Here is an 18,850-nt window from a genome sequence, read left to right as displayed (position 1 = left end):
GTTCTCGGCGTTCTGCTTGACGGTGCTGGTCAGCTCTTCCATCGAGCTGGCGGTTTCTTCCAGGCTCGAGGCCTGCGACTCGGTGCGCGCCGACAGGTCGGCGTTGCCCGAGGCAATCTGGCGCGAGGCCACCGCAATGGTTTCGGTTCCGGTGCGCACCTGACCGACGATGTTGACCAGGCTCTCGTTCATGTTCCGCATCGCGCGCATCAGCTGGCCCGTTTCGTCCTCGCTACGCACCTCGATGGTTTGCGTCAGGTCGCCCGCAGCGACGCTCTCGGCCACCAGCACCGCTTCTCTCAGCGGGCCGGAAATCGCGCGAATCAGCAGGAATCCGACCAGGCCCGCCAGCAGCACGCCCACCAGGATCACGACGGATGCAATGTTGCGCACCATGACATAGCGCGCTTGCGCGGCTTCGAATTCTGCCTTGGCGACATCGAGCTGGAGCGCGATCAGCGCTTCGGCACTGGCCCGCACCGGCGGGTAGCCTTCACGCATCGGACCCTGCATCAGCTCACCCGCCTGCTGAAAGTCGTGCGCCGACAGCGCCGCAATCATCGGCATCAGGCCGGAGCGGCCAAAATTAATCCGGTTGGCATTGAATTCCTCAACCAGTTTTTTCTCTTCCTCGGTCAATTGCGTCTCGGTGAAGGATTTCCACAGCGCATTGATCTCCTCCATGCCCTTGCGGATGACCTCGACCCGCTTGTCGACCTCAGTGACCTCTTCCGGAAACGCGGTCAACTGCCCGATCACCGCTTCAGCGGCGGCGATCTGGTTGAAGTTCATCAATGCCGAAATGCGTTCCAGCTGCCCCACGGGCACCACCCGGTCCTTGTAGACGGTTTCCAGCGAGGCATTGGTGGTGCCCAGACTGACCAGCCCCATGACGCCGATACCGATCAGCAGGACGGAGAGAAAACTGATCACAAAGATCAGCCGTACCTTGATGCTCAGATTCTTCAACATGTTCGTATCCTCGACTTGCACCCCGCGGGGCGCATTGCTATTTATTCGGGCGTCGCCGTTTTACCGATTCTGTCGCCGCGCCTATGCCGCAAATTTCTCGATCAGTCCCATATCGGAACTGGACATCAGCCGGTCGATGTCGACCAGGATCAGCATGCGTTCGCCGAGTGCGCCCAGGCCGATCAGGAATTCAGTGTCGAACACGGTGCCGACTTCCGGTGCAGGCCGCACCTGGTCGGGCGACAGCGTCATGACATCGGACACGCTGTCGACCACCATGCCGACCACCCGGCCGGCGATATTGAGCACGATCACCACGGTGAACTCGTCGTAGGTGGGTTGACCCAGCCTGAACTTGATCCGCATGTCGACCACCGGAATGATGGTGCCGCGCAGATTGACCACGCCCTTGATGAAATCCGGCGCATTGGCGATTCGGGTGACTGGCTCGTAGCCGCGGATTTCCTGCACACGCAGGATATCGATGCCGTACTCCTCGCGCCCCAGGGTAAAGGCCAGGTATTCATCCCCGGCGCCGTCTCCCGCGTCCTTCGATCCGTGATTCATGTGTGTGGTGTTGGTCATGGTTGCATCCTTTGATTACCGGCCTGGCCCTTGCTCAGGAAAAAATCGGATCATTGCTGAGCTGGCGGCTGGAGCGCAGCAGCGCCGCCACATCGAGAATCAGCGAGACTCCGCCGTCGCCCAGAATGGTGGCGCCGGAAATGCCGGCCACCTTGCGGAAGTTCGACTCCAGGTTCTTGACGACGACCTGCTGCTGCCCGACCAGGCTGTCGACCAGCAGGGCGGCCTTCTTGCCTTCCGATTCGAGGATGACGATGATGCCCTTCGCGGGGTCGGTATACAGCGGCTCGATCGCGAAGATCTGGTGCAAGGGAATCAGCGGCAAATATTCCTCGCGCACCTTGACCACCTGGCCATCGGCGGCGATTTCCTTGACGTCGACCGCGGCCGGCTGCAGCGACTCGATCACGTAGCCGAGCGGCAGGATGTAGACCTCCTCGCCGACCTTGACCGACATGCCGTCGAGAATCGCCAGCGTCAGCGGCAGCGAAATCGAAATGGTGGTGCCCACGCCCGTCATCGAACGGATATCGACCGTGCCACCCATCGCAGTGATGTTGCGCTTGACGACGTCCATGCCGACGCCGCGGCCGGATACGTCTGTCACCACGGCTGCGGTGGAAAATCCGGGCGCGAAGATCAGCTGCCAGACCTCGGCGTCGGGCATGCTGTCGGTTACCGGCAGGCCTTGCTGCTTCGCCTTGTCGAGGATCCGTTCACGGTTAAGTCCGCCGCCGTCGTCGGTCACCTCGATCACGATGTTGCCGCCCTGATGCGCGGCAGACAGGATCAGCCTGCCGGCTTCCTTCTTGCCGCTGGCACGGCGCTGTTCGGGCATCTCGATGCCATGGTCGACACTGTTGCGCACCAGGTGAGTAAGCGGATCGACGATGCGCTCGATCAGGCCCTTGTCGAGTTCGGTGGCGGCGCCGCGGGTAACAAACTCGACCTGCTTGCCGAGCTTGCCGGCGAGGTCGCGCACCATGCGCGGGAAGCGCGAGAACACGTAATCCATCGGCATCATGCGTATCGACATGACGGCCTCCTGCAGATCGCGTGTATTGCGCGACAGCTGGCTGGCGCTATTGAGTAGTCGCTCGTGATGAATGGGATCGAGCGCAGCGATGCGCTGGTCGATCATGGCCTGAGTGATGACGAGTTCGCCCACCAGGTTGATCAGTTGGTCGACCTTCTCGACGCCGACACGGATCGAGGACGATTCCTGGCCCACTTCCTTGTCGGTGGCGCGACGACCCATATTCTTGGCTTCGGTGGCCGGTGCTGCCGCGGCCGCTGCGGGCTGGGCTGGTGCGGCCGCGGCGGCGACCGGGGCCGCTTCGGCCTTCTCTGTTTCGAAAATGCCATAGCCCGGCTCGGCGGCGGCGGGCGCCGGCGCGCTGCCACAGGTGATCTTGAGGTCATCCGGATCAAGCACGAAGGAGCAGATCGCGACGATGTCGTCCTTGCCTTCGCCGGTGATCAGGGTAAAGGCCACGCGCTTGTCGGCCAGGATTTCCTGGGTGATGCTGCCCAGCAGGCCGAGTTCGGTCGCCAGCGCATCGACATCGCGCTGCGGCACCTCGGGCAATTCGATACGGAAATGAAACTGGCCGTCCGCATCGGCCACCGGTGCGGACGATGCGGCAGGCGCTGCGGGCGCAGGGGCCGCGGCGGGTACCGCCGGCGCATCGGCGACGATGCCCTGCGATAGCTGCTTCAATCGTGCGCACACGCTGCCGACTGCGTCCTGGTCGACGCTTGCGCCGTGGTGATGCCCTTCCATCTGCATGTTGAGGACATCCTTGGCGGCGAGGAAGGTATCCACGTGCTCGGTGGTCAGCGCCATCTCGCCCTTGCGGATGCGGTCGAGCAGCGACTCCAGCATGTGGGTCACTTCGGTGATGTCGGTGAACGCAAACGTGGCGGCGCCGCCCTTGATGGAATGCGCAGCGCGGAAGATCGCGTTGAGATCCTCGTTATCCGGCGCGGACACGTCCAGAGCCAGCAGCAGTTTCTCCATCTCGGCGAGCAGTTCGTCTGCCTCGTCGAAGAACACCTGGTAGAACTGGCTCATGTCAATCGTCATCGTGCAACTCCCTCATGTTTGAATGCCCGCGGTCTCCGACACGCGTCTCAGCCGATCAGCTTTCTGACCACCTCGGTCAACCGTGCCGGGTCAAAGGGCTTCACCAGCCAGCCGTTGGCTCCCGCCGCACGGCCCATTGCCTTGATGTCATCCCCTGACTCGGTCGTCAGCATCAATATCGGCACATTCTGGTAATTCTTCATCTTTCGCAGCGCCTTGATCAGTTCAAGGCCGTCCATTCCCGGCATGTTCTGGTCGGTCAGCACCAGATCGACCGTCTGCATCCGGGCTTTGTCCAGGCCGTCCTGGCCATCCACCGCCTCGATCACGTCATAGCCCGCCGCCTTCAGGCTGAAGGACAGCATCTGGCGCAACGAGCCGGAATCATCCACTGCTAGTATTTTTTTGTTCATCGTTGCTCTCGCTTCTTCACTTTCATACAGGTATCCGTCACTTCAAAACAATTCGATGTCGCCGCTGTTCATGTGGCGCTGGTTGACCGTGCTGCGGGAGGTCACGCTTAAGGCGGCGCAGTGCATGCCGACCCGTTCGCTGATATGGTCAAGCACCGCCAACAGGGCCCGGTCGCCGCTTTCCGGCAACACCGTGCCCTGGGTATCAAGTGCACCGAACACCTCGCGCAAGCCGGCGAGGTGCTGGATCATGCGTCCGATCAGCTGGCTGGTCATGTCCTGGAACTGCAGGCCAGTGACGGCGTCACCGACATGCCGGGCAACCTCGCCGCGCTGCGATGCGACGCGCGCCGCATAGTCGGGCAGCGACAGGGTGTGGGCCTGGAATGCATTCAGATCCTGCTGCTGCTGTTCGACCGCGTGATGGATCGCCATGAAGCTCGCGCACAGTTTCTTGATAGCTTCGTCCAGCAGTGCATCCATCTGCACCAGATCGCGCTCGACCTCGGCCAGATGCCGGTCGCCGTGCGCCGCCATCCCGGCAAGCAGCTGCCGCACCCGTGCGTTCAGCTGATCGCCGGATGGAGGGTCGTCGGCGAGCATGGGGTTCACAGGAAGTTGAACAGCGACAGACCCGAAACAGTGACGAAGGAACGTTGCGCGGCTTCGAAAATGAACTGCTGTTGCGAGAGTTGGGTCAGCGCCTGGGTGTAATCGACATCCTGCAGTTCGGACAGGGTCTGGGTGTACTGCAGGTTGCGGTCATCACCCGCAAAGTCGAGGGCTTCGATCTCCTGCAGGCGCGTACCGACCGAGGCGCGAACGGTCAGCACGTTGTCCAGCGCCAGGTCCGTGTTGCTGCCGGCGAGCGCCAGACCGCTGCTGAGGGCCGCGGCATCAGCCGGTGTAACCACCGGTGTCTGCAACAGCGTGATCAGGTCCTTCAGCGTATTGAAAACATCCTGCCCGCCACCCTGGAACACAGCCTGGCCCGGATTGCTGATCGCCATCTGGCGGGTGGCATCCACCTGCAGCAGGCGTTGGCCCTGGTCGCCCTGATACTGCGCACCGGTCGCGGTTTCAGCAAAGGGTGGCGTGGCGGTCTGGTAGCCGGAAAACTGATAATTTCCCATGCCGTCGCGCGAATTGGCAATGCTCAAGAGGGCTTCGAAGCGGCTGCGCAGTTCGGTTGCCAGGAAGCCGCGCTGGCTATCGGTCAGCGAGCCGTTGCCGGCGGCGACGATGCTGGTTTTCACATCCAGCAGCAGGCTGGTTGCGCTCTCGAGCGCACCTTCCACCGAGACCAGTGCGCTCTTGGCATGCTGGCGGTTGACACCGTGCTGGGTATTGATCGACTGCGACTGCGTCACTTCGAGCGCGCGCGCGGTGCCAACCGGATCGTCGGACGGCGTCAGGATGCGGCGCCCGGAGGCGACCTGCTGCTGGATCTTGAGGAGGTCGGACTGCACCTCGCCGAGGCGGGCGGCGCCGGATTCAAACAGAGTTTGGGTGCTGATGCGCATGATGTCGTATCTCCTTATCGGCCAAGCGAAAGCAGCACATCGAACATCTGGCTGGCAATCTGCATGACCTTGCCGGCCGCCTGGTACGCCTGCTGGTAACGCAGCAGGTTGGTGCCTTCCTCGTCGAGGTTGACGCCGGATTCCGATTCCAGCGTGCGCTTTGCCTCGGTGAACAGCTTGCCTGCGGCGCTGCTGGTGACGTCCAGCTCACGCGTCTTGTTGCCGATTTCGCTGACCAGCTGCGAATAGGCGCCCTGATAGCTGGCTGTGCCGCCGTTCATCGTGTTGGCGGTCTGCAAGCCAGCCAGAAGCTGGGCGTTGCGGCTGTCGCCGATACCGCCGGCATTGGTCGCGACGGTAAAGGTGTCGCCTGTAGCCGGCGCGCCGCTGAGGGCGATGCTCCAGCCGTTGTAGGTGATCGTTGCGCCGGGCGTATACGTCAGCCCGGTCGGGTTGCCGGTGCCCGTACCCGTCACGTCGAAGGTGGTGGCGGACGTGAACGTGATCGTAACGGGCTGCTGCAGGTTGGCGTTCGGCGGCGGCGGCGCGTTGACCGTCCCGGCGCTGACCGCTCCGGTCCCGGTGTTGGCGCTGGCCGCTGCGCTACGAATCGGTGCCGCGGCGGCAATCTGCCGAGGGTCGTTGAGTGCGACGACAAATCCGGCGGCACCCAGCGCGCTCGAATACGTGAAGAAATCGCCGCCGAGGGCACCGTTGAGATCCTGTCCCAGACGGTGCTGGGCGTTGAAGGTGCTGGCGAGACCACTGGCGAGCGTGTCGAGCGTGGTCTGCGCCGGCTCCAGCGTCTGGCTGCGAAAGGCAACCAGCCCGCCCAGCTTGCCCCCGGTCAGGCTGCCCTCGCCGACGATGACGGGACCTGACGACGTCTGGTAGGCGACCTCGATCCGGCTGGGGTCACTGGGCAGAACGGCGGTGGTGAGCCCGAAGGTTTTGGCACCGACCACCAGGGGCTGGCCGTTGCCGATGAATACGTTGACGCTACCATCGCCCTGCTTGACGGTGGTGGCCTTGATTTCCTTGTTGAGATCCATGATCAGCTGGTCGCGCTGATCGAGCAGATCATTGGCAGGCTGGCCGCTGCCGCCCTGGGCGCGGCCGATGGCTTCGTTCAACGCGCCGATCTGCGTGGCGTAGGCGTTGATGACATTGACGCTCGACGTGATCTGGCTGTTGATCCCCTGCCCGATCTCCTGCAGGCGGCCTGCCAGGCTCTGGAAGCGTGCGGTCAGCGACTCGCCTGCCGACAGGGCAGCCTGGCGCGCCGGAATCGAAGACGGGTTGGACGCCATCTCCTGCATGCCGCTGAAAAACTCCTGCAGCGCGGGCGACAGGCCCGAAAGCGGGTCGCCCAGCAGGTTGTCGATCTGGCGGATCTCGGCGGCGTAGCTGTCGAGCCCGCTTTTGGTGGATTGGGCGGTGCGCACCTGGCCACCCAGAAACTCACTGTAGATGCGCTTGATCGTGGTGACCTCAGTGCCCTGGCCCATGAAGCCCAAACCGTAGTTCTGCGGCTGGGCGGCGCCCTGCACCACGACCTGACGGTTGTAGCCCGGGGTGGCGGCATTCGCGATGTTGTGGCCGGTCGTGCTGAGCCCCACCTGTGCGGCTGCCAGTGCGCTCTGTCCGATACTGAGAATGTTGGTAGCCATCTAGCTGTGCACGCGTTAGGTTCGAGAAAGGGAAATCAGGCACTCAATGACTGAATCGGTGGCTTCACCGTTTTCTTGAGCCCACCAGCTCAAGCCTGGTCGAATTGCCCGATGATGCTCATCAGTTTCTGCGCGTATTTCGGGTCGGTGGCATAGCCGGCCTGCTGCAGCCCGTGGGCAAACCCGGCGGCATCCTGGCCCTGGGCGATCACGTTCTGGTAGCGCGCGTTGTTGCGCAGCAGGTTGCCGTAGTCACGGAAGGCATCGGCGTAGGAATCGTAGGCACGGAAGGTGTCCACCTGTTTCTGCGGCTTGCCGTTGACGTATTCGGTGGTGACGATATCGACCGTCTGCCCTTTCCAGCTTGAGCCAGCCTTGATGCCGAACAGGTTGTGGCTGTTCTGGCCGTCGGCGCCGCGAATCTCGGACTTGCCCCAGCCGGTCTCGAGCGCAGCCTGGCCCAGCATGAATCGCGCGGGGATGCCGGTGGCGGCGCTGGCGGCCTGGGCGTGCGGCAACAGGCGCTGCACAAAGGCCTCGACATGGGCAGGGGGATTGCCGCTGCGGGTGGCGGCGGCAGTGGGCGCGGCAGCAGGTGCAGGCTGGACCAGCGGCGGCGCGAGCGGCAGGGCGCGGGGCACCTCAGGCGGATTCAGCGGCAAGCCGCGCGCACCGAGGTCGGCGATCGGGGGGGCATCCTCGCCTGCCGGTATCCCGTTCATCGCGCCGGACAGCTGGCGCACCATCACTTCGGCCAGCCCGATGCCGCGGCTGGCCATGCGTTGCGACAGCTGCTGGTCGAGCATCGAGGTGTACAGGCGGGTCTGTTCGCTTTCGAACAGGCCGTCCTGCGGGGTGGCATCGCGCATGCTTTTCATCAGCATGTTCATGAATACCGCCTCGAACTGCTGCGCCGCCTGCTTCAGGGCCTCGGGCGAGGACTGCTTCGCATCGAACCTAAGCTGATCGACGCTCTGGACGTCGAGCGCGAAGCGCGACGTGAGATCGGCGCCGCCCATACTCATCAGATCACCTCCAGCTCGGCGCGCAGCGCGCCCGAAGCTTTCAGCGCCTGCAGGATAGCCAGCAGGTCCTGCGGGGTGGCGCCGATGGAATTGAGCGCCTTCACCACGTCGGCCAGCGATGCGCTGCCCTTGAGCAGCATGACCTCGCCCGGCTGCTGGCGGATTTCGATCTGCGATTGTTGTGTGACCACGGTTTCACCGCGCGAGAACGGCGCCGGCTGGCTGACCAGCGGCTCGGTGTTGATGGTGACGGTGAGGTTGCCGTGCGACACCGCGCTGGGGTCGAGCATGACCGCCTGGTTCATCACCACCGACCCGGTGCGCGCGTTGATGATGACCTTGGCCATCGCTTGCGCCGGGCTGACGTCGAGGCTTTCGATGCGGCCCAGAAAGGCGACCCGCGCGCTTTCGCCGACCGGCGTTTTCACCTGGATCACGCGGCCGTTGAGTGCTTGCGCCGTGCCCTCGCCGAACGCGGTGTTGACCGCGTCGACCACACGGCTGGCGGTGGTGAAGTCGGTCAGCCGCAGTTCCAGATTGATCGTGCCGGCTTCGCCGAGCGCGGTGACGACCGTGCGCTCGACCGTGGCGCCGGCCGGCACCCGGCCGACGGCAAGGTGGTTGATCTGCGTCTGGCTGCCGTTGGCCGCGGCGCCGGCGCCGCCGACCATCAGGTTGCCCTGCCCCATCGCGTAGATCAGGCCGTCAGCGCCTTTCAGCGGCGTCATCACCAGCGTGCCGCCGCGCAGGCTCTTGGCATTGCCGATCGACGACACAGTGATGTCGATGCCCTGCCCCGCCTGGGCGAAGGCCGGCAGCTCGGCGGTCACCATCACGGCGGCCACGTTCTTCAGCTGCATGTTGATGCCGGGTGGCAGGTTGACGCCCATCTGCATCAGCATGTTGGCGATGCTCTGGGTGGTGAACGGCGTCTGCGTGGTCTGGTCGCCGGTGCCGTCGAGACCCACCACCAGCCCGTAGCCGACCAGCTGGTTGACGCGCACGCCCTGGATCGAGGCGATGTCCTTGATGCGCTCGGCGTGCGCCACGCCGCTCATGGCCAGCGCGGCGAACAGGCCGATCAGTACGGGCAGATGCAGGAGGTTCATGATGCCCACCTTATAGCGGTATGAAACTGAGGAAGAAGCGCGCCAGCCAACCCATGACTTCGGCCGTGTCGAACTTGGCGCTGGTGCGGTATTCGATCCGCGCGTCGGCCACCTTCGAGGACTGCACCATATTGCCGGCCTGGATGGTGTCGGGCTGGACCACGCCGGACAGCCGGATGTATTCGGTGCCCTTGTCGAGCGCGACCTGCTTTTCGCCGGCCACGATCAGGTTGCCATTGGGCAGCACCTCGACGACGGTGACGGTGATGTTGCCGGTGAAGGTGTTGCTGGAATTGAGCGCCGACTTGTCGTCGTAGCTGGTGGACGCTTCGGCGTTGATGCCCAGGCCCTGGAAGCTTTTCAGCGGCACACCGGCGATGGCGCCGATCGACGAATCGACCTCGCTGGTCTTCGAGGCATTGGACGAGGCTTGTTTGCCGGCCCGGGTGTTTTCGCTGATGACGATGGTCAGCACGTCGCCGACGTGGCGCGCGCGCCGGTCTTCGAACAGCGGACGGTAGGCGGCGGTCTGGTAGATGGCGCCGTTTCCGGCGGCCTGCACTGGCTGTGCCTGCGGACGTGCGGTGATGGGATGCTCGACGATGGTCGACGGCGTGGTGCCGCAGCCCGCCAGGCCCAGCAGCACAAGCAGCAATCCGAATGCGCGCGACGTGTTCATGGCAGGCCTCACAACTGGGTCAGGCGCTGCAGCATCTGGTCGGATGTCTGGATTGCCTTGCTGTTGATCTCGTACGCGCGCTGGGTCTGGATCATGTTGACCAGTTCTTCCACCACGTTGACGTTCGAGGTTTCGACGTAGCCCTGGTTGAGCAGGCCGGCGCCATTGCTGCCCGGCGCGTTGGAGCTCGGCGTGCCGGACGACGCGGTTTCGCCGTAGAGGTTTTCGCCCAGGCTCTGCAGGCCGGCCGGGTTGACGAACATCGCCAATTGCAGCGTGCCCACCGTCACCGGCGTGGCGGAGCCGGCCTGCTGTACCGACACCGTGCCGTCGCGCGCGATGGTCAGCGTCTGCGTGTCGGGCGGAATGGTGATCGCCGGCTGCACCGCGTAGCCGCTGGAGGTAACCATCTGGCCATTGGCGTCGACCTGGAAGGAACCGCTGCGCGTATAGGTCGTGGTGCCGTCGGGCATCAGCACCTGGAAGAAACCGTTGCCCTGAATTGCCACATCCTTGGCGTTGCCCGTCTGCTGCAAGTTGCCCTGGGTGAAGACGCGCTCGGTGGCGACCGGCTTCACGCCGGTGCCCAGCTGCAGGCCGGAAGGCAGCTGCGTCTGTTCGGACGACTGCGCGCCCGGCTGGCGGATGGTCTGATACAGCAGGTCCTCGAACACCGCACGCGCGCGCTTGAAGCCCGTGGTGCTGACGTTGGCGAGGTTGTTGGAGATCACGTCCATCTGCGTTTGCTGCGCATCCAGACCGGTCTTGGCAATCCATAGTGAGCGAATCATGTCGGCTCCTTTAATAAAACAGTTTCTTGTCCACGAAAGTCACGAAGGCCACGAAATGAAATCAGGGGTTTTCGTGTGCTTCGTGGATAAAAATGCACGTCAATTCATGCTCAGCAGCTGGGCTGCCTTGTTGTCATTGTTTTCGGCGTGCTCCAGCATCTTCATCTGCATGTCGAACTGGCGTGCCAGCGAAATCATGTTGACCATCTCGTCGACAACGTTGACGTTGGAGGACTCCAGCGCGCCGCTGATCAGCGTCACATTGGGGTCGAGGGGCGCCGGGGTGCCGGCCTTGGTGCGGAACAGGCCATCGTCGCCGCGCATCAGATCGGCGGCCGGTGGGTTGACCAGTTTCAGGCGTCCGATGGCGGTCAGACCGGTGGCATCGGAGCCGTCAGGCACCAGCGAAATGGTGCCGTCGCGGGCCATGGCGATATTGCGTCCGGGCGGCAGCGCCAGTTCACCGCCGTCGCCCTGCACCCGCAGACCATCATGCGTCTGCAGGATGCCGTTCTCGTCCACCTTGAGGCTGCCGTTGCGGGTGTAGGCCTCGCTGCCGTCAGCCGCGCGCACCGCAATCCAGCCATCGCCCTGCACTGCCACGTCGAGCTCGCGCCCGGTGTGCTGGATGGTGCCGGTTCGAAAGTCGCTGCCGGTGGTGGAATCGACCACGAAGGCGCGCGTCGGCAGGATCGCCCCCTGCACCTGCACCGCGCGAAACTGATCGACCTGCGCGCGAAAGCCGGTGGTGGTGGCGTTCGCCAGATTGTGCGAAGTCGTGGCCTGCTGTTCCAGGATATGTTTCGCGCCGGTCATGGCGGTGTAGATCAGACGGTCCATCGGAGCCTCCTATCGCGTCAAGCCATCAACGCAGGTTGACCAGCGTCTGCAGCACGGCGTCCTGCGCCTTGATGGTCTGCGCGTTAGCCTGGTACACCCGCTGGGCGGTGATCAGATTGACCAGTTCAGCGGTGAGGTCAACGTTGGAATCCTCCACTGCCGACGACTGCAGCACACCGAGGCTACCGGTGCTCGGCACGCCGACCAGCGGATTGCCCGAAGCCGACGTCTCGGCCCACATGTTGTTGCCCAGTTGCTGCAGGCCATTGGGGTTGGCAAAGTTGGCCAGTACCACCTGGCCCAGCAAGGCCGACTCGCCGTTGGAATAACGGCCCAGGATCATGCCGTCGGCATCGATGCTGAAGCCGGACAGGCGGCCCGAGGCATAGCCGTTCTGGTTCAGCGCGTTGACGCTGAAGGGCGAACCGAACTGGGTGGTGCCGGAAAAGTCGATCACGACGGACGGGCCGGCGGCGCCGGTGGCGGTCGGCGGGATCGCGACGGCAGCCAGCGGCATCGCGGTGGTCAGCGCACCGTTGGTGTTGAAGTTGAGCGTTGCAATCGCACCCGCACCCACCTGCGTGCCGTCGCTGGCCGCATAGACCTGCCACTCGCCCGGGTTAGCGGTCTTCACATAAAAGGTCTGCAGGGTCTGCTCATTGCCCAGACTGTCGTAAACCGCCACTGCGGTCGAACTGTTAAAGGTGGCCGGATCAGTCAGGTCGAACGGTGCAGTGGCAGGCACCGCACTGCCGGAATCCAGGTTGAGCACTGCATCCAGCGTACTCGTGATCTGCGGCGCCAAGTCGGCGGTGTTAATGCTCAGGGGCGTCGGGGCGCCGGTCAGCACCGTGCCGCCAGGGCCGGCCGCAAAGCCGGTCAGCCGGGCACCCGTCGGGTTGACGATGAAGCCCGTGCGATCAAGCTGAAACTGCCCGTTGCGCTGGTAGGTCACCTCGCCGTTGTTTTCCATGCGGAAGAAGCCGCCGCCGTTGATGGCGAGGTCGAGCGGGTTGTTGGTCGACGTGACGTTGCCCTGTGTGAACTGTTGCGCCACCTGCGCCAGCTTGACGCCGATGCCGACACTGGAGCCACCGGCGCCGGTGAGGGAGTTGGCGTAGACGTCGGCGAACTGGGCCTGCGACTGCTTGAATCCGACCGTACTCGAGTTGGCGACGTTGTTGCCGATGACGTCGAGGTTCTTTGCGGCGGCGTTGAGGCCGCTCAAGCCTTGTTGAAAACTCATGTTCTGCTCCTTGTGGTGATTGCTACCGCTTGACCCGTGGGTTCACGCTGCCCTGTTCAAAAAATCTGCCGGATATCGGCATAACTCACCTGCTCGTCGCCCAGCAGATTGAGCTGAACGCCCTGGCTGCCCTGCGAAACACTGCTGACCAGCCCCAGATGCAGCGCGGTGCTGCTGAGCGGCTGGCCGCCCTGGATGGCCTCGACCTTGAAGCGATACTGGCCATCCGGCGCGGCGGTGCCGCTGTTGGTCAGGCCATCCCATGCCAGGGCGTTGACGCCGTCTTCACGCGCCCCGAGGTTGAGGCTGCGCACCAGGCCCCCGGCTGCGTCGAAAATGTCGACCTTCACCGTATCGGCCGGACGCGACAACTCGAATCCGATGATGTCCTCGAATTCGGCCGGGCGGATGGTGTCGCCGGGTACCAGCACGCCGCGCCCGATCAGGTTGGCGGCCTGCGCCATCTGGTTGGCGCCCAGGCTGGCGGCCAGTGCCTGCAGGCTGTTGTTCATGTTCTCGATGCCCTGCACGGTGGACAGCTGGGCCATCTGGCTGGTCACCTGGGCGTTGTCGAGCGGGTTCAGCGGGTCCTGGTTCTTCATCTGCGCAACCAGCAGGCTGAGAAAGCGGTCCTGCGTTGCCTGGGTGCTGTCGCTGGCGTTTCTCGACGCACCGAACAGGCTGCTGACGTTGCTTGTTTCTTGTACGGTACTCATGGCGTGTTCTCCTGACCTCGGTCTCTTCCTGCCGTTTCAGCGCGTTACTGACCCAGGTTCAGGGTCTTGAGCAGCAGGGTCTTGGTGGTGTTCATCATTTCTACGTTGGACTGATACGAGCGCGAGGCGGAAATCATGTTGACCATTTCCTCCACCACATTGACGTTGGGCATGGTGACGTAGCCCTTTTCATCGGCGAGCGGATTTTTCGGGTCAAACACCACCTTCATCGGCGAGGGATCCTCGATCACTTCGGCGACGTTGACGCCGGTGGCGCCGGCCTGGCCCACCGGCACAGCGGCAAACACCACCTGCTTGGCCTTGTAGGGCTGACCGTTGGCGCTGGTGGCGCTGTCCGCGTTGGCCAGATTGCTGGCAACCGTGTTGAGCCGCTGCGACTGGGCGTTCATGGCCGAGCCGGCGACATCGAAAATATTGAACAAAGACATGCGTGATCTCCTTGCTATCCCTGGATGGCTGAGAGCAGACCCTTGATCTGCTGGCCCAGCCGGGTCAGGTTGAATTCGTAATGAATGGTGTTTTCGGCCATGGCGGCCCGTTCGGCATCGACATCCACGGTGTTGCCGTCGACGCTGCCCTGCGCCGGGTTGCGGTACAGCAGCCCCGCTCCCGCCCCTAGACCGGGGGCACCCGCCAGATGGCCCGGCGCGGTGGTGGCCAGCCTGACGCCGCCGCCTGCGGCCGGTGCGCCGGTTCCGCTACCCTTGAGCGCAGTTTGCAGCGCGGTATTGAAATCGAGGTCACGCGCCTTGTAATTCGGCGTATCGGCGTTGGCGATATTGGACGCCAGCACCTGCTGGCGCTGGTCGCGTACGCGTAGCGCCTGGGTGTGGAAATTCAGCATCTCATCCAGCCGGTTCAACATGGTCATCTCTCGTTTCTGCCGCAAGGCCTTTTTGCGATGACTGCATCCTAGACACGCGCTTGTCCATTCAATCGCACGATAAGGGGGCAAAAGCCTGCTCATTTCGGCGTTTAGGATGGGAGACGGCTTCCTACAATGGCGCAGTGAGTAGTCGAGCCAAGGAGCCTCCGATGACAGCAGACCCCTCCCGCGCACGCGGACCCGTCCATGCAGGCTGGCTGGCCGCGCTGTGCCTGTGCCTGGCCGGCGCCGCCCACGCGGCGGGCCCGCAGGACCCGGCCGCACTGCAGGCCCATGCCGAGCGGTTCCTGAAGACGCAGACCGTCGGCCTGCCGGGCAAGGTGACGATCCAGGTCACGCCGCCGCGCAGCGCGCTGCCGGCGTGCTCCGCACTGGATGCCTTCCAGCCCGCCGGCAGCCGTGGCATCGGCAAGCTCACCGTGGGCGTGCGCTGCCTGGCGCCGAGCCAGTGGACGGTCTACCTACCCGCCCAGGTGCGGGTGATGGGGCCCTACGTGGTGACGCGCCAGGCGTTGCCGGCCAACCACGTCCTGACGGCTGCCGACCTCGCGTTGCGCGAGGGCGACCTCGGCAGCCTGCCCGCCGACATCGTGGCCGACGCCGACGCGATGGTGGGCTACCGCACGGTGTCCGGCCTCGCCGCCGGCGCGCCCCTGCGCGGCGCGACCCTGCGCGCGCCGCTGGCGGTGAAACAGGGCCAGGTCACCCGCCTGGTGCTGACCGGTCCCGGATTTTCCGTCCAGAGCCACGGCCAGGCGCTGGCCAATGCCGGCCGCGGCGACCAGGTCAGAGTGAAAACCCGTTCCGGGCAAGTGGTCAGCGGCGTTGCGCATGACGGGCAGCAGGTCGTGGTAGCCTTTTAAGGGCGACACTACAGTACGGTTCAAAAACGGACGTTACTGGTGTAAGTTGGAATCCTCCGTACCCGTACCCCCTAGACCCGACACAGGATCCTGCCATGAAAATCGACCCTGGCCCGAAGCCCACCTCGACCCCGGCCACCACCGGCACCCGACCTGCCCAGCCGCAGGAGAACGCGAACGCCAATGCGCGCACCAGCGCGGGCGCTGGCGCCGGTCAGACCGACGTCAACCTGAGCGCGCGTGTCGCCGACATGCGGAAACTGGAAGCCCAGCTCGCGGCGATTCCGGTCGTCGACCCGGCCCGGGTGGAAAGCATCAAGGCCGCCATTGCCAATGGCGAGTACACCATCAAGCCCGAAAACATTGCCGCCGGCCTGATCGCGTCGGTGAAGGAAATGCTGCATGTCGCCCGCTGATCCCGCGCAGACCCTACTGGCCCGACTGAAGCTGGAACTCGCCGCCTGGCAGGCGCTGGTCGACGTAATGCAGGAGGAAGAACAGGCGCTGGTCGACGGCGATACCGACCGGCTGGCGCGGATCAGCACCGCCAAGCTGACCCAGCTGCAAAGCGTGAGCGATTATGCGCAAATCCGCCATGCCGGCCTGCAGGCAGCCGGACTGCCGTTCGACCATGCCGGCATGACCGCCTGGCTGGGGCAGGTCGGCCAGGCCGAGCATAGTGCGCAATGGCAACAGCTGCGCGCGCTCGAAACCACCGCGCGGGCGCTCAACCAGCGTATCGGCGCACTGATCGAATTGCGGCTGAACTCCACCCGACAAGCCCTCAATGTGCTGCTGCACAGCGCCACCAGCCACGGCAGCCTGTACGACCAGGAAGGCCTCACGGTCGCCGCGCACAAGGGCAAACCGCTCACCGCGGCCTAGGGCGTGTTAACACGCATCAGCGCCTGAATCGCCCCGGCGCGATCGCCCGCATCACATCCTCGTCCAACGCTACCGGCTGCCCGGTCATCAGGTTGGCCAGCGCTTCTCCCAGCACGCCCGCCCACACCACGCCGCGCGAGGCATAGCCCGCCGCCACAAACAGCCCTGCCTGGCCATCGACCGCGCCGACGATCGGCAGCCGGTCGGGCAGCGTCGCGCGCAGCGAGGCACGCCCGCTTACCGCAGCGGCAGCCAGCTGCACGCCGGCCCCGGGCAGGATGCTTTCCAGCCGCGCCAGATTGGCCCGGTCGCTCGCCGTGCGCGGTGTGGTGTCGTCATCGTCATGCTCGTAGGTCGCGCCGACCAGAAGCTGGCCCGCACCCGGCGCCACATAGCCTTCGCGCGCAATCACCCGCTCGATCTGCGGCAGCGACCCAGGCGGCAGTCGCGTGATCTGGCCGCGCACGGTATTGAGCGGCCAGGCCTGAGCAGGCGCCAGATCCAGCGCATCGCGCGCATTCGCCAGCACCACGGTGTCCGCTTCGGCCAGCAGCGCACCATCGGCGCCCCGCACCTGCCAGTCGCGTGCCTGCGCTTGCAGACACGCGACGGCGTAGCCGGTTTTCAACGTGATCTCAGGATGGTCGAGCCAGGCACGGCACAGCGTGGCCGGCACCACCCAGCCTGCCGACGGATAAAACACGCCGGGGGACGCGACCGGCCAGTTGGCCAGTTCACGCGCCTCGGCAAGATCCACCCAGCGGGCAAAATCGGCCGGCGTCGTGCGCGCGGCCAGTGCCTGCTGCTGCTTCGTGGCGGCCTCCGCATCGCGTGCCAGGTGCAGCACGCCGCAGCGCGACCATTCGATCCCACCCAGTGTCGGCCAGGTGCGCAGGTCGTGCAGGAAGGCTGCCCGCGTCAGGCGCGTGGCGCAGCTGTCGTCGCGCGAGATCACCGGGCGGAATACCGCCACCGGATTGCCCGACGCCGCTTGCGCCGGCGCCGCGGCGCGTTCCAGCACCGTCACTGCAACGCCGCGCTGCGCCAGCGCGTGCGCAACCGCGGCGCCGGCAACGCCGGCACCGATGATGGCGACACGCTGTGGGGCGGCGGCACGGGGCCCACCTGCCGGTCGGGTCAAAGGCATTTCAGACAGGGTCCGGATGGTGTTTTAGGGCACGGCATGCGGCCGATAGCGGCCCCTTGTACAGACAGGCGTGCATCTTACAGGGGGTCAGCCGGGCGTCTGCCATTGTCGTTTGTCCTACAAGACGCCGCGGAATTGGCCTATACGCGTAGGACAACGCGGCCCGTAAAGTGCACTTGAGTTGCCGACACCCCGGTAACCGGGAAACGGCCACGGCACGCCGAATCGGCTTGCCGTGTCGCGTGCCAGGTTCGTTGCGCAGCCGTTTATTCCTGTTTTTTTCATCACAACCAAGGAGCGCCCCATGAAAAACGTATCCAGCATCGCCGCGATCTCGCTTGTTTCCAGTCTTGCCTTGTTCGCCGCCGGCTGCGACCGCACGCCCGACGAACCGGAGGTCGCCGATCCGATGGTCACCGAGCCGAGCGTCAGCGAGAGAATGGATGACGCCGCCAATGAAACCCGCAGCACGGCCAGCGACATGGGCGACTCGATGGAGCGCCGCGCTGACCAGGCCGGCCAAGCCATCGACGACGCGTCGATCACGGCCACGGTCAAGAGCAAATATCTGCTCGATGACACCCTCAAGGGCCTGCAGATCTCGGTCGACACCGTGCAGGGTGTGGTGAGCCTGACCGGCACGGTGCAGAACGATGCGGCGAAGGAACTCGCCACGCAGATTGCCCAAGGCACCGAGGGTGTGGTGCGCGTCGACAACCAGCTCACCACCCAGTAATTCGCCGGGGCCGGCTCAGGCCCGGGGCCAGTCGCCCCTGCGCCGCCTGACCGCCCTGCCGCCTCCTGAACCCGCTTATCGATCCGGTAGCGGGCTTGGCTCCTGCGCTTACTGCTCGTTCGAGCGCACGTCGTCGTCCCCCCTGGAAGCGCCGAGGTGATCCGGCAGCAGTTCGTCGCTGCCGTCCATATTCCCCAGCTCGTCGTAGCGCAGCGGGCGGGCGCGTGGTTGCAGAAAATCGCCCCCGGTGACTTCGGCCAGCATAACCACGTGATCACCGGCGGGATGACTCGCCACCACTCGGCAGTCGAAATAGGCCAACCCCTGATCCAGTACCGGCGCGCCAGATGGCGCTGCATGCCAGGGTACTGCGCACAGCTTGTTTTCGTCGCGCGCGCTGTGGTTGCCAAATAAGTCGGCCAGCGCGCTTTGATCGCGCTGCAGGACCGTTACACAGAACACACCCCGTTCCACGATCAAGGGGTAAGAAGCGTTCTCGGGATTGACGGCGATCGCCAGCAACGGCGGTCGCATCGACGCCTGCATCACCGAGGTGGCGGTGAAGGCGTTGCCCAGGTCCCCTTCTCCCACCCCGATCACGTAGACGCCTTCGGTCAGCGTCAGGAACAGCCGTTTGACCGGGTTGTGAATGCTCAT

The 18,850-nt window shown here is 64.6% G+C and carries 22 protein-coding genes; 4 read left to right on the top strand and 18 right to left on the bottom strand.

What is annotated here, in order from left to right; genetic code table 11:
- The 16 genes from Q8R61_RS10060 to flgB form a co-directional block, all read right to left on the bottom strand.
- Positions 1–972 (bottom strand): methyl-accepting chemotaxis protein (locus tag Q8R61_RS10060; protein ID WP_305536793.1); only part of this gene is annotated, 972 nt, incomplete at its 3' end.
- An 81-nt stretch (positions 973–1,053) separates the two neighbouring features.
- Entirely contained in the window at positions 1,054–1,557 is a 504-nt protein-coding gene (locus Q8R61_RS10055) for a chemotaxis protein CheW (RefSeq protein ID WP_305536791.1), read from the bottom strand.
- 34 nt (positions 1,558–1,591) lie between these two features.
- Positions 1,592–3,643, bottom strand: coding sequence for a chemotaxis protein CheA (gene cheA, locus Q8R61_RS10050; RefSeq protein ID WP_305536789.1), 2,052 nt, complete (start codon positions 3,641–3,643; stop codon positions 1,592–1,594).
- A 47-nt stretch (positions 3,644–3,690) separates the two neighbouring features.
- Positions 3,691–4,056 carry a response regulator gene (locus Q8R61_RS10045; protein ID WP_305536787.1) on the bottom strand — a complete coding sequence of 122 codons (366 nt, stop codon included), beginning with the start codon at positions 4,054–4,056 and terminating at the stop codon, positions 3,691–3,693.
- A 42-nt stretch (positions 4,057–4,098) separates the two neighbouring features.
- A complete protein-coding gene (locus Q8R61_RS10040; RefSeq protein WP_305536786.1) occupies positions 4,099–4,659 on the bottom strand; it encodes a chemotaxis protein in 561 nt (186 codons plus the stop codon).
- 5 nt (positions 4,660–4,664) lie between these two features.
- On the bottom strand, positions 4,665–5,579 hold the full coding sequence (gene flgL / locus Q8R61_RS10035; RefSeq protein ID WP_305536784.1) for a flagellar hook-associated protein FlgL: 915 nt from the start codon (positions 5,577–5,579) through the stop codon (positions 4,665–4,667).
- A 14-nt stretch (positions 5,580–5,593) separates the two neighbouring features.
- Positions 5,594–7,249 (bottom strand): flagellar hook-associated protein FlgK, encoded by a 1,656-nt coding sequence (gene flgK, locus Q8R61_RS10030; RefSeq protein WP_305536782.1) that lies wholly within the window; start codon positions 7,247–7,249, stop codon positions 5,594–5,596.
- Between the two features lie 89 nt (positions 7,250–7,338).
- Entirely contained in the window at positions 7,339–8,274 is a 936-nt protein-coding gene (gene flgJ / locus Q8R61_RS10025; protein WP_305536780.1) for a flagellar assembly peptidoglycan hydrolase FlgJ, read from the bottom strand.
- A complete protein-coding gene (locus Q8R61_RS10020) occupies positions 8,274–9,383 on the bottom strand; it encodes a flagellar basal body P-ring protein FlgI (RefSeq protein WP_305536778.1) in 1,110 nt (369 codons plus the stop codon). The genes flgJ and Q8R61_RS10020 overlap by 1 nt, the downstream gene beginning before the upstream one ends.
- Positions 9,384–9,393: 10 nt before the next feature.
- Positions 9,394–10,062, bottom strand: a complete 669-nt coding sequence (locus Q8R61_RS10015; RefSeq protein ID WP_305536776.1) for a flagellar basal body L-ring protein FlgH — start codon at positions 10,060–10,062, stop codon at positions 9,394–9,396.
- 8 nt (positions 10,063–10,070) lie between these two features.
- Positions 10,071–10,853 carry a flagellar basal-body rod protein FlgG gene (gene flgG / locus Q8R61_RS10010; RefSeq protein WP_305536774.1) on the bottom strand — a complete coding sequence of 261 codons (783 nt, stop codon included), beginning with the start codon at positions 10,851–10,853 and terminating at the stop codon, positions 10,071–10,073.
- A gap of 99 nt (positions 10,854–10,952) precedes the next feature.
- Positions 10,953–11,693: a flagellar basal-body rod protein FlgF gene (gene flgF / locus Q8R61_RS10005; protein WP_305536772.1), complete on the bottom strand. Its 741-nt coding sequence runs from the start codon at positions 11,691–11,693 to the stop codon at positions 10,953–10,955.
- Between the two features lie 25 nt (positions 11,694–11,718).
- Positions 11,719–12,939, bottom strand: a complete 1,221-nt coding sequence (gene flgE, locus Q8R61_RS10000) for a flagellar hook protein FlgE (protein WP_305536770.1) — start codon at positions 12,937–12,939, stop codon at positions 11,719–11,721.
- 56 nt (positions 12,940–12,995) lie between these two features.
- A complete protein-coding gene (locus tag Q8R61_RS09995) occupies positions 12,996–13,655 on the bottom strand; it encodes a flagellar hook assembly protein FlgD (RefSeq protein WP_305536768.1) in 660 nt (219 codons plus the stop codon).
- A gap of 44 nt (positions 13,656–13,699) precedes the next feature.
- A complete protein-coding gene (gene flgC, locus Q8R61_RS09990; RefSeq protein ID WP_305536766.1) occupies positions 13,700–14,104 on the bottom strand; it encodes a flagellar basal body rod protein FlgC in 405 nt (134 codons plus the stop codon).
- A 14-nt stretch (positions 14,105–14,118) separates the two neighbouring features.
- Positions 14,119–14,541 carry a flagellar basal body rod protein FlgB gene (flgB, locus tag Q8R61_RS09985; RefSeq protein ID WP_305536795.1) on the bottom strand — a complete coding sequence of 141 codons (423 nt, stop codon included), beginning with the start codon at positions 14,539–14,541 and terminating at the stop codon, positions 14,119–14,121.
- A gap of 170 nt (positions 14,542–14,711) precedes the next feature.
- Here flgB and flgA point away from each other — a divergent pair, with 170 nt between their 5' ends.
- From flgA to Q8R61_RS09970, 3 genes are all read left to right on the top strand, one after another.
- Positions 14,712–15,425 (top strand): flagellar basal body P-ring formation chaperone FlgA, encoded by a 714-nt coding sequence (flgA, locus tag Q8R61_RS09980; RefSeq protein ID WP_305536764.1) that lies wholly within the window; start codon positions 14,712–14,714, stop codon positions 15,423–15,425.
- Between the two features lie 95 nt (positions 15,426–15,520).
- Positions 15,521–15,841: a flagellar biosynthesis anti-sigma factor FlgM gene (gene flgM / locus Q8R61_RS09975; protein WP_305536762.1), complete on the top strand. Its 321-nt coding sequence runs from the start codon at positions 15,521–15,523 to the stop codon at positions 15,839–15,841.
- Entirely contained in the window at positions 15,828–16,310 is a 483-nt protein-coding gene (locus tag Q8R61_RS09970; protein ID WP_305536760.1) for a flagella synthesis protein FlgN, read from the top strand. Before flgM ends, Q8R61_RS09970 begins: the two co-directional genes overlap by 14 nt.
- 16 nt (positions 16,311–16,326) lie before the next feature.
- Here Q8R61_RS09970 and mnmC read toward each other — a convergent pair whose 3' ends face one another.
- On the bottom strand, positions 16,327–17,457 hold the full coding sequence (gene mnmC / locus Q8R61_RS09965) for an FAD-dependent 5-carboxymethylaminomethyl-2-thiouridine(34) oxidoreductase MnmC (protein ID WP_305536758.1): 1,131 nt from the start codon (positions 17,455–17,457) through the stop codon (positions 16,327–16,329).
- A 304-nt stretch (positions 17,458–17,761) separates the two neighbouring features.
- Between mnmC and Q8R61_RS09960 the strand changes: the two genes are divergently transcribed.
- Positions 17,762–18,193, top strand: a complete 432-nt coding sequence (locus tag Q8R61_RS09960; protein ID WP_305536756.1) for a BON domain-containing protein — start codon at positions 17,762–17,764, stop codon at positions 18,191–18,193.
- Positions 18,194–18,301: 108 nt separating this feature from the next.
- Here Q8R61_RS09960 and Q8R61_RS09955 read toward each other — a convergent pair whose 3' ends face one another.
- Positions 18,302–18,850 (bottom strand): flavin reductase family protein, encoded by a 549-nt coding sequence (locus Q8R61_RS09955; protein ID WP_305536754.1) that lies wholly within the window; start codon positions 18,848–18,850, stop codon positions 18,302–18,304.

Origin of the sequence: Thiobacillus sp., from assembly GCF_030696885.1 — a bacterium.
Lineage (GTDB): Bacteria > Pseudomonadota > Gammaproteobacteria > Burkholderiales > Thiobacillaceae > Thiobacillus.
This window is presented reverse-complemented; position numbering and strand designations above follow the sequence as displayed.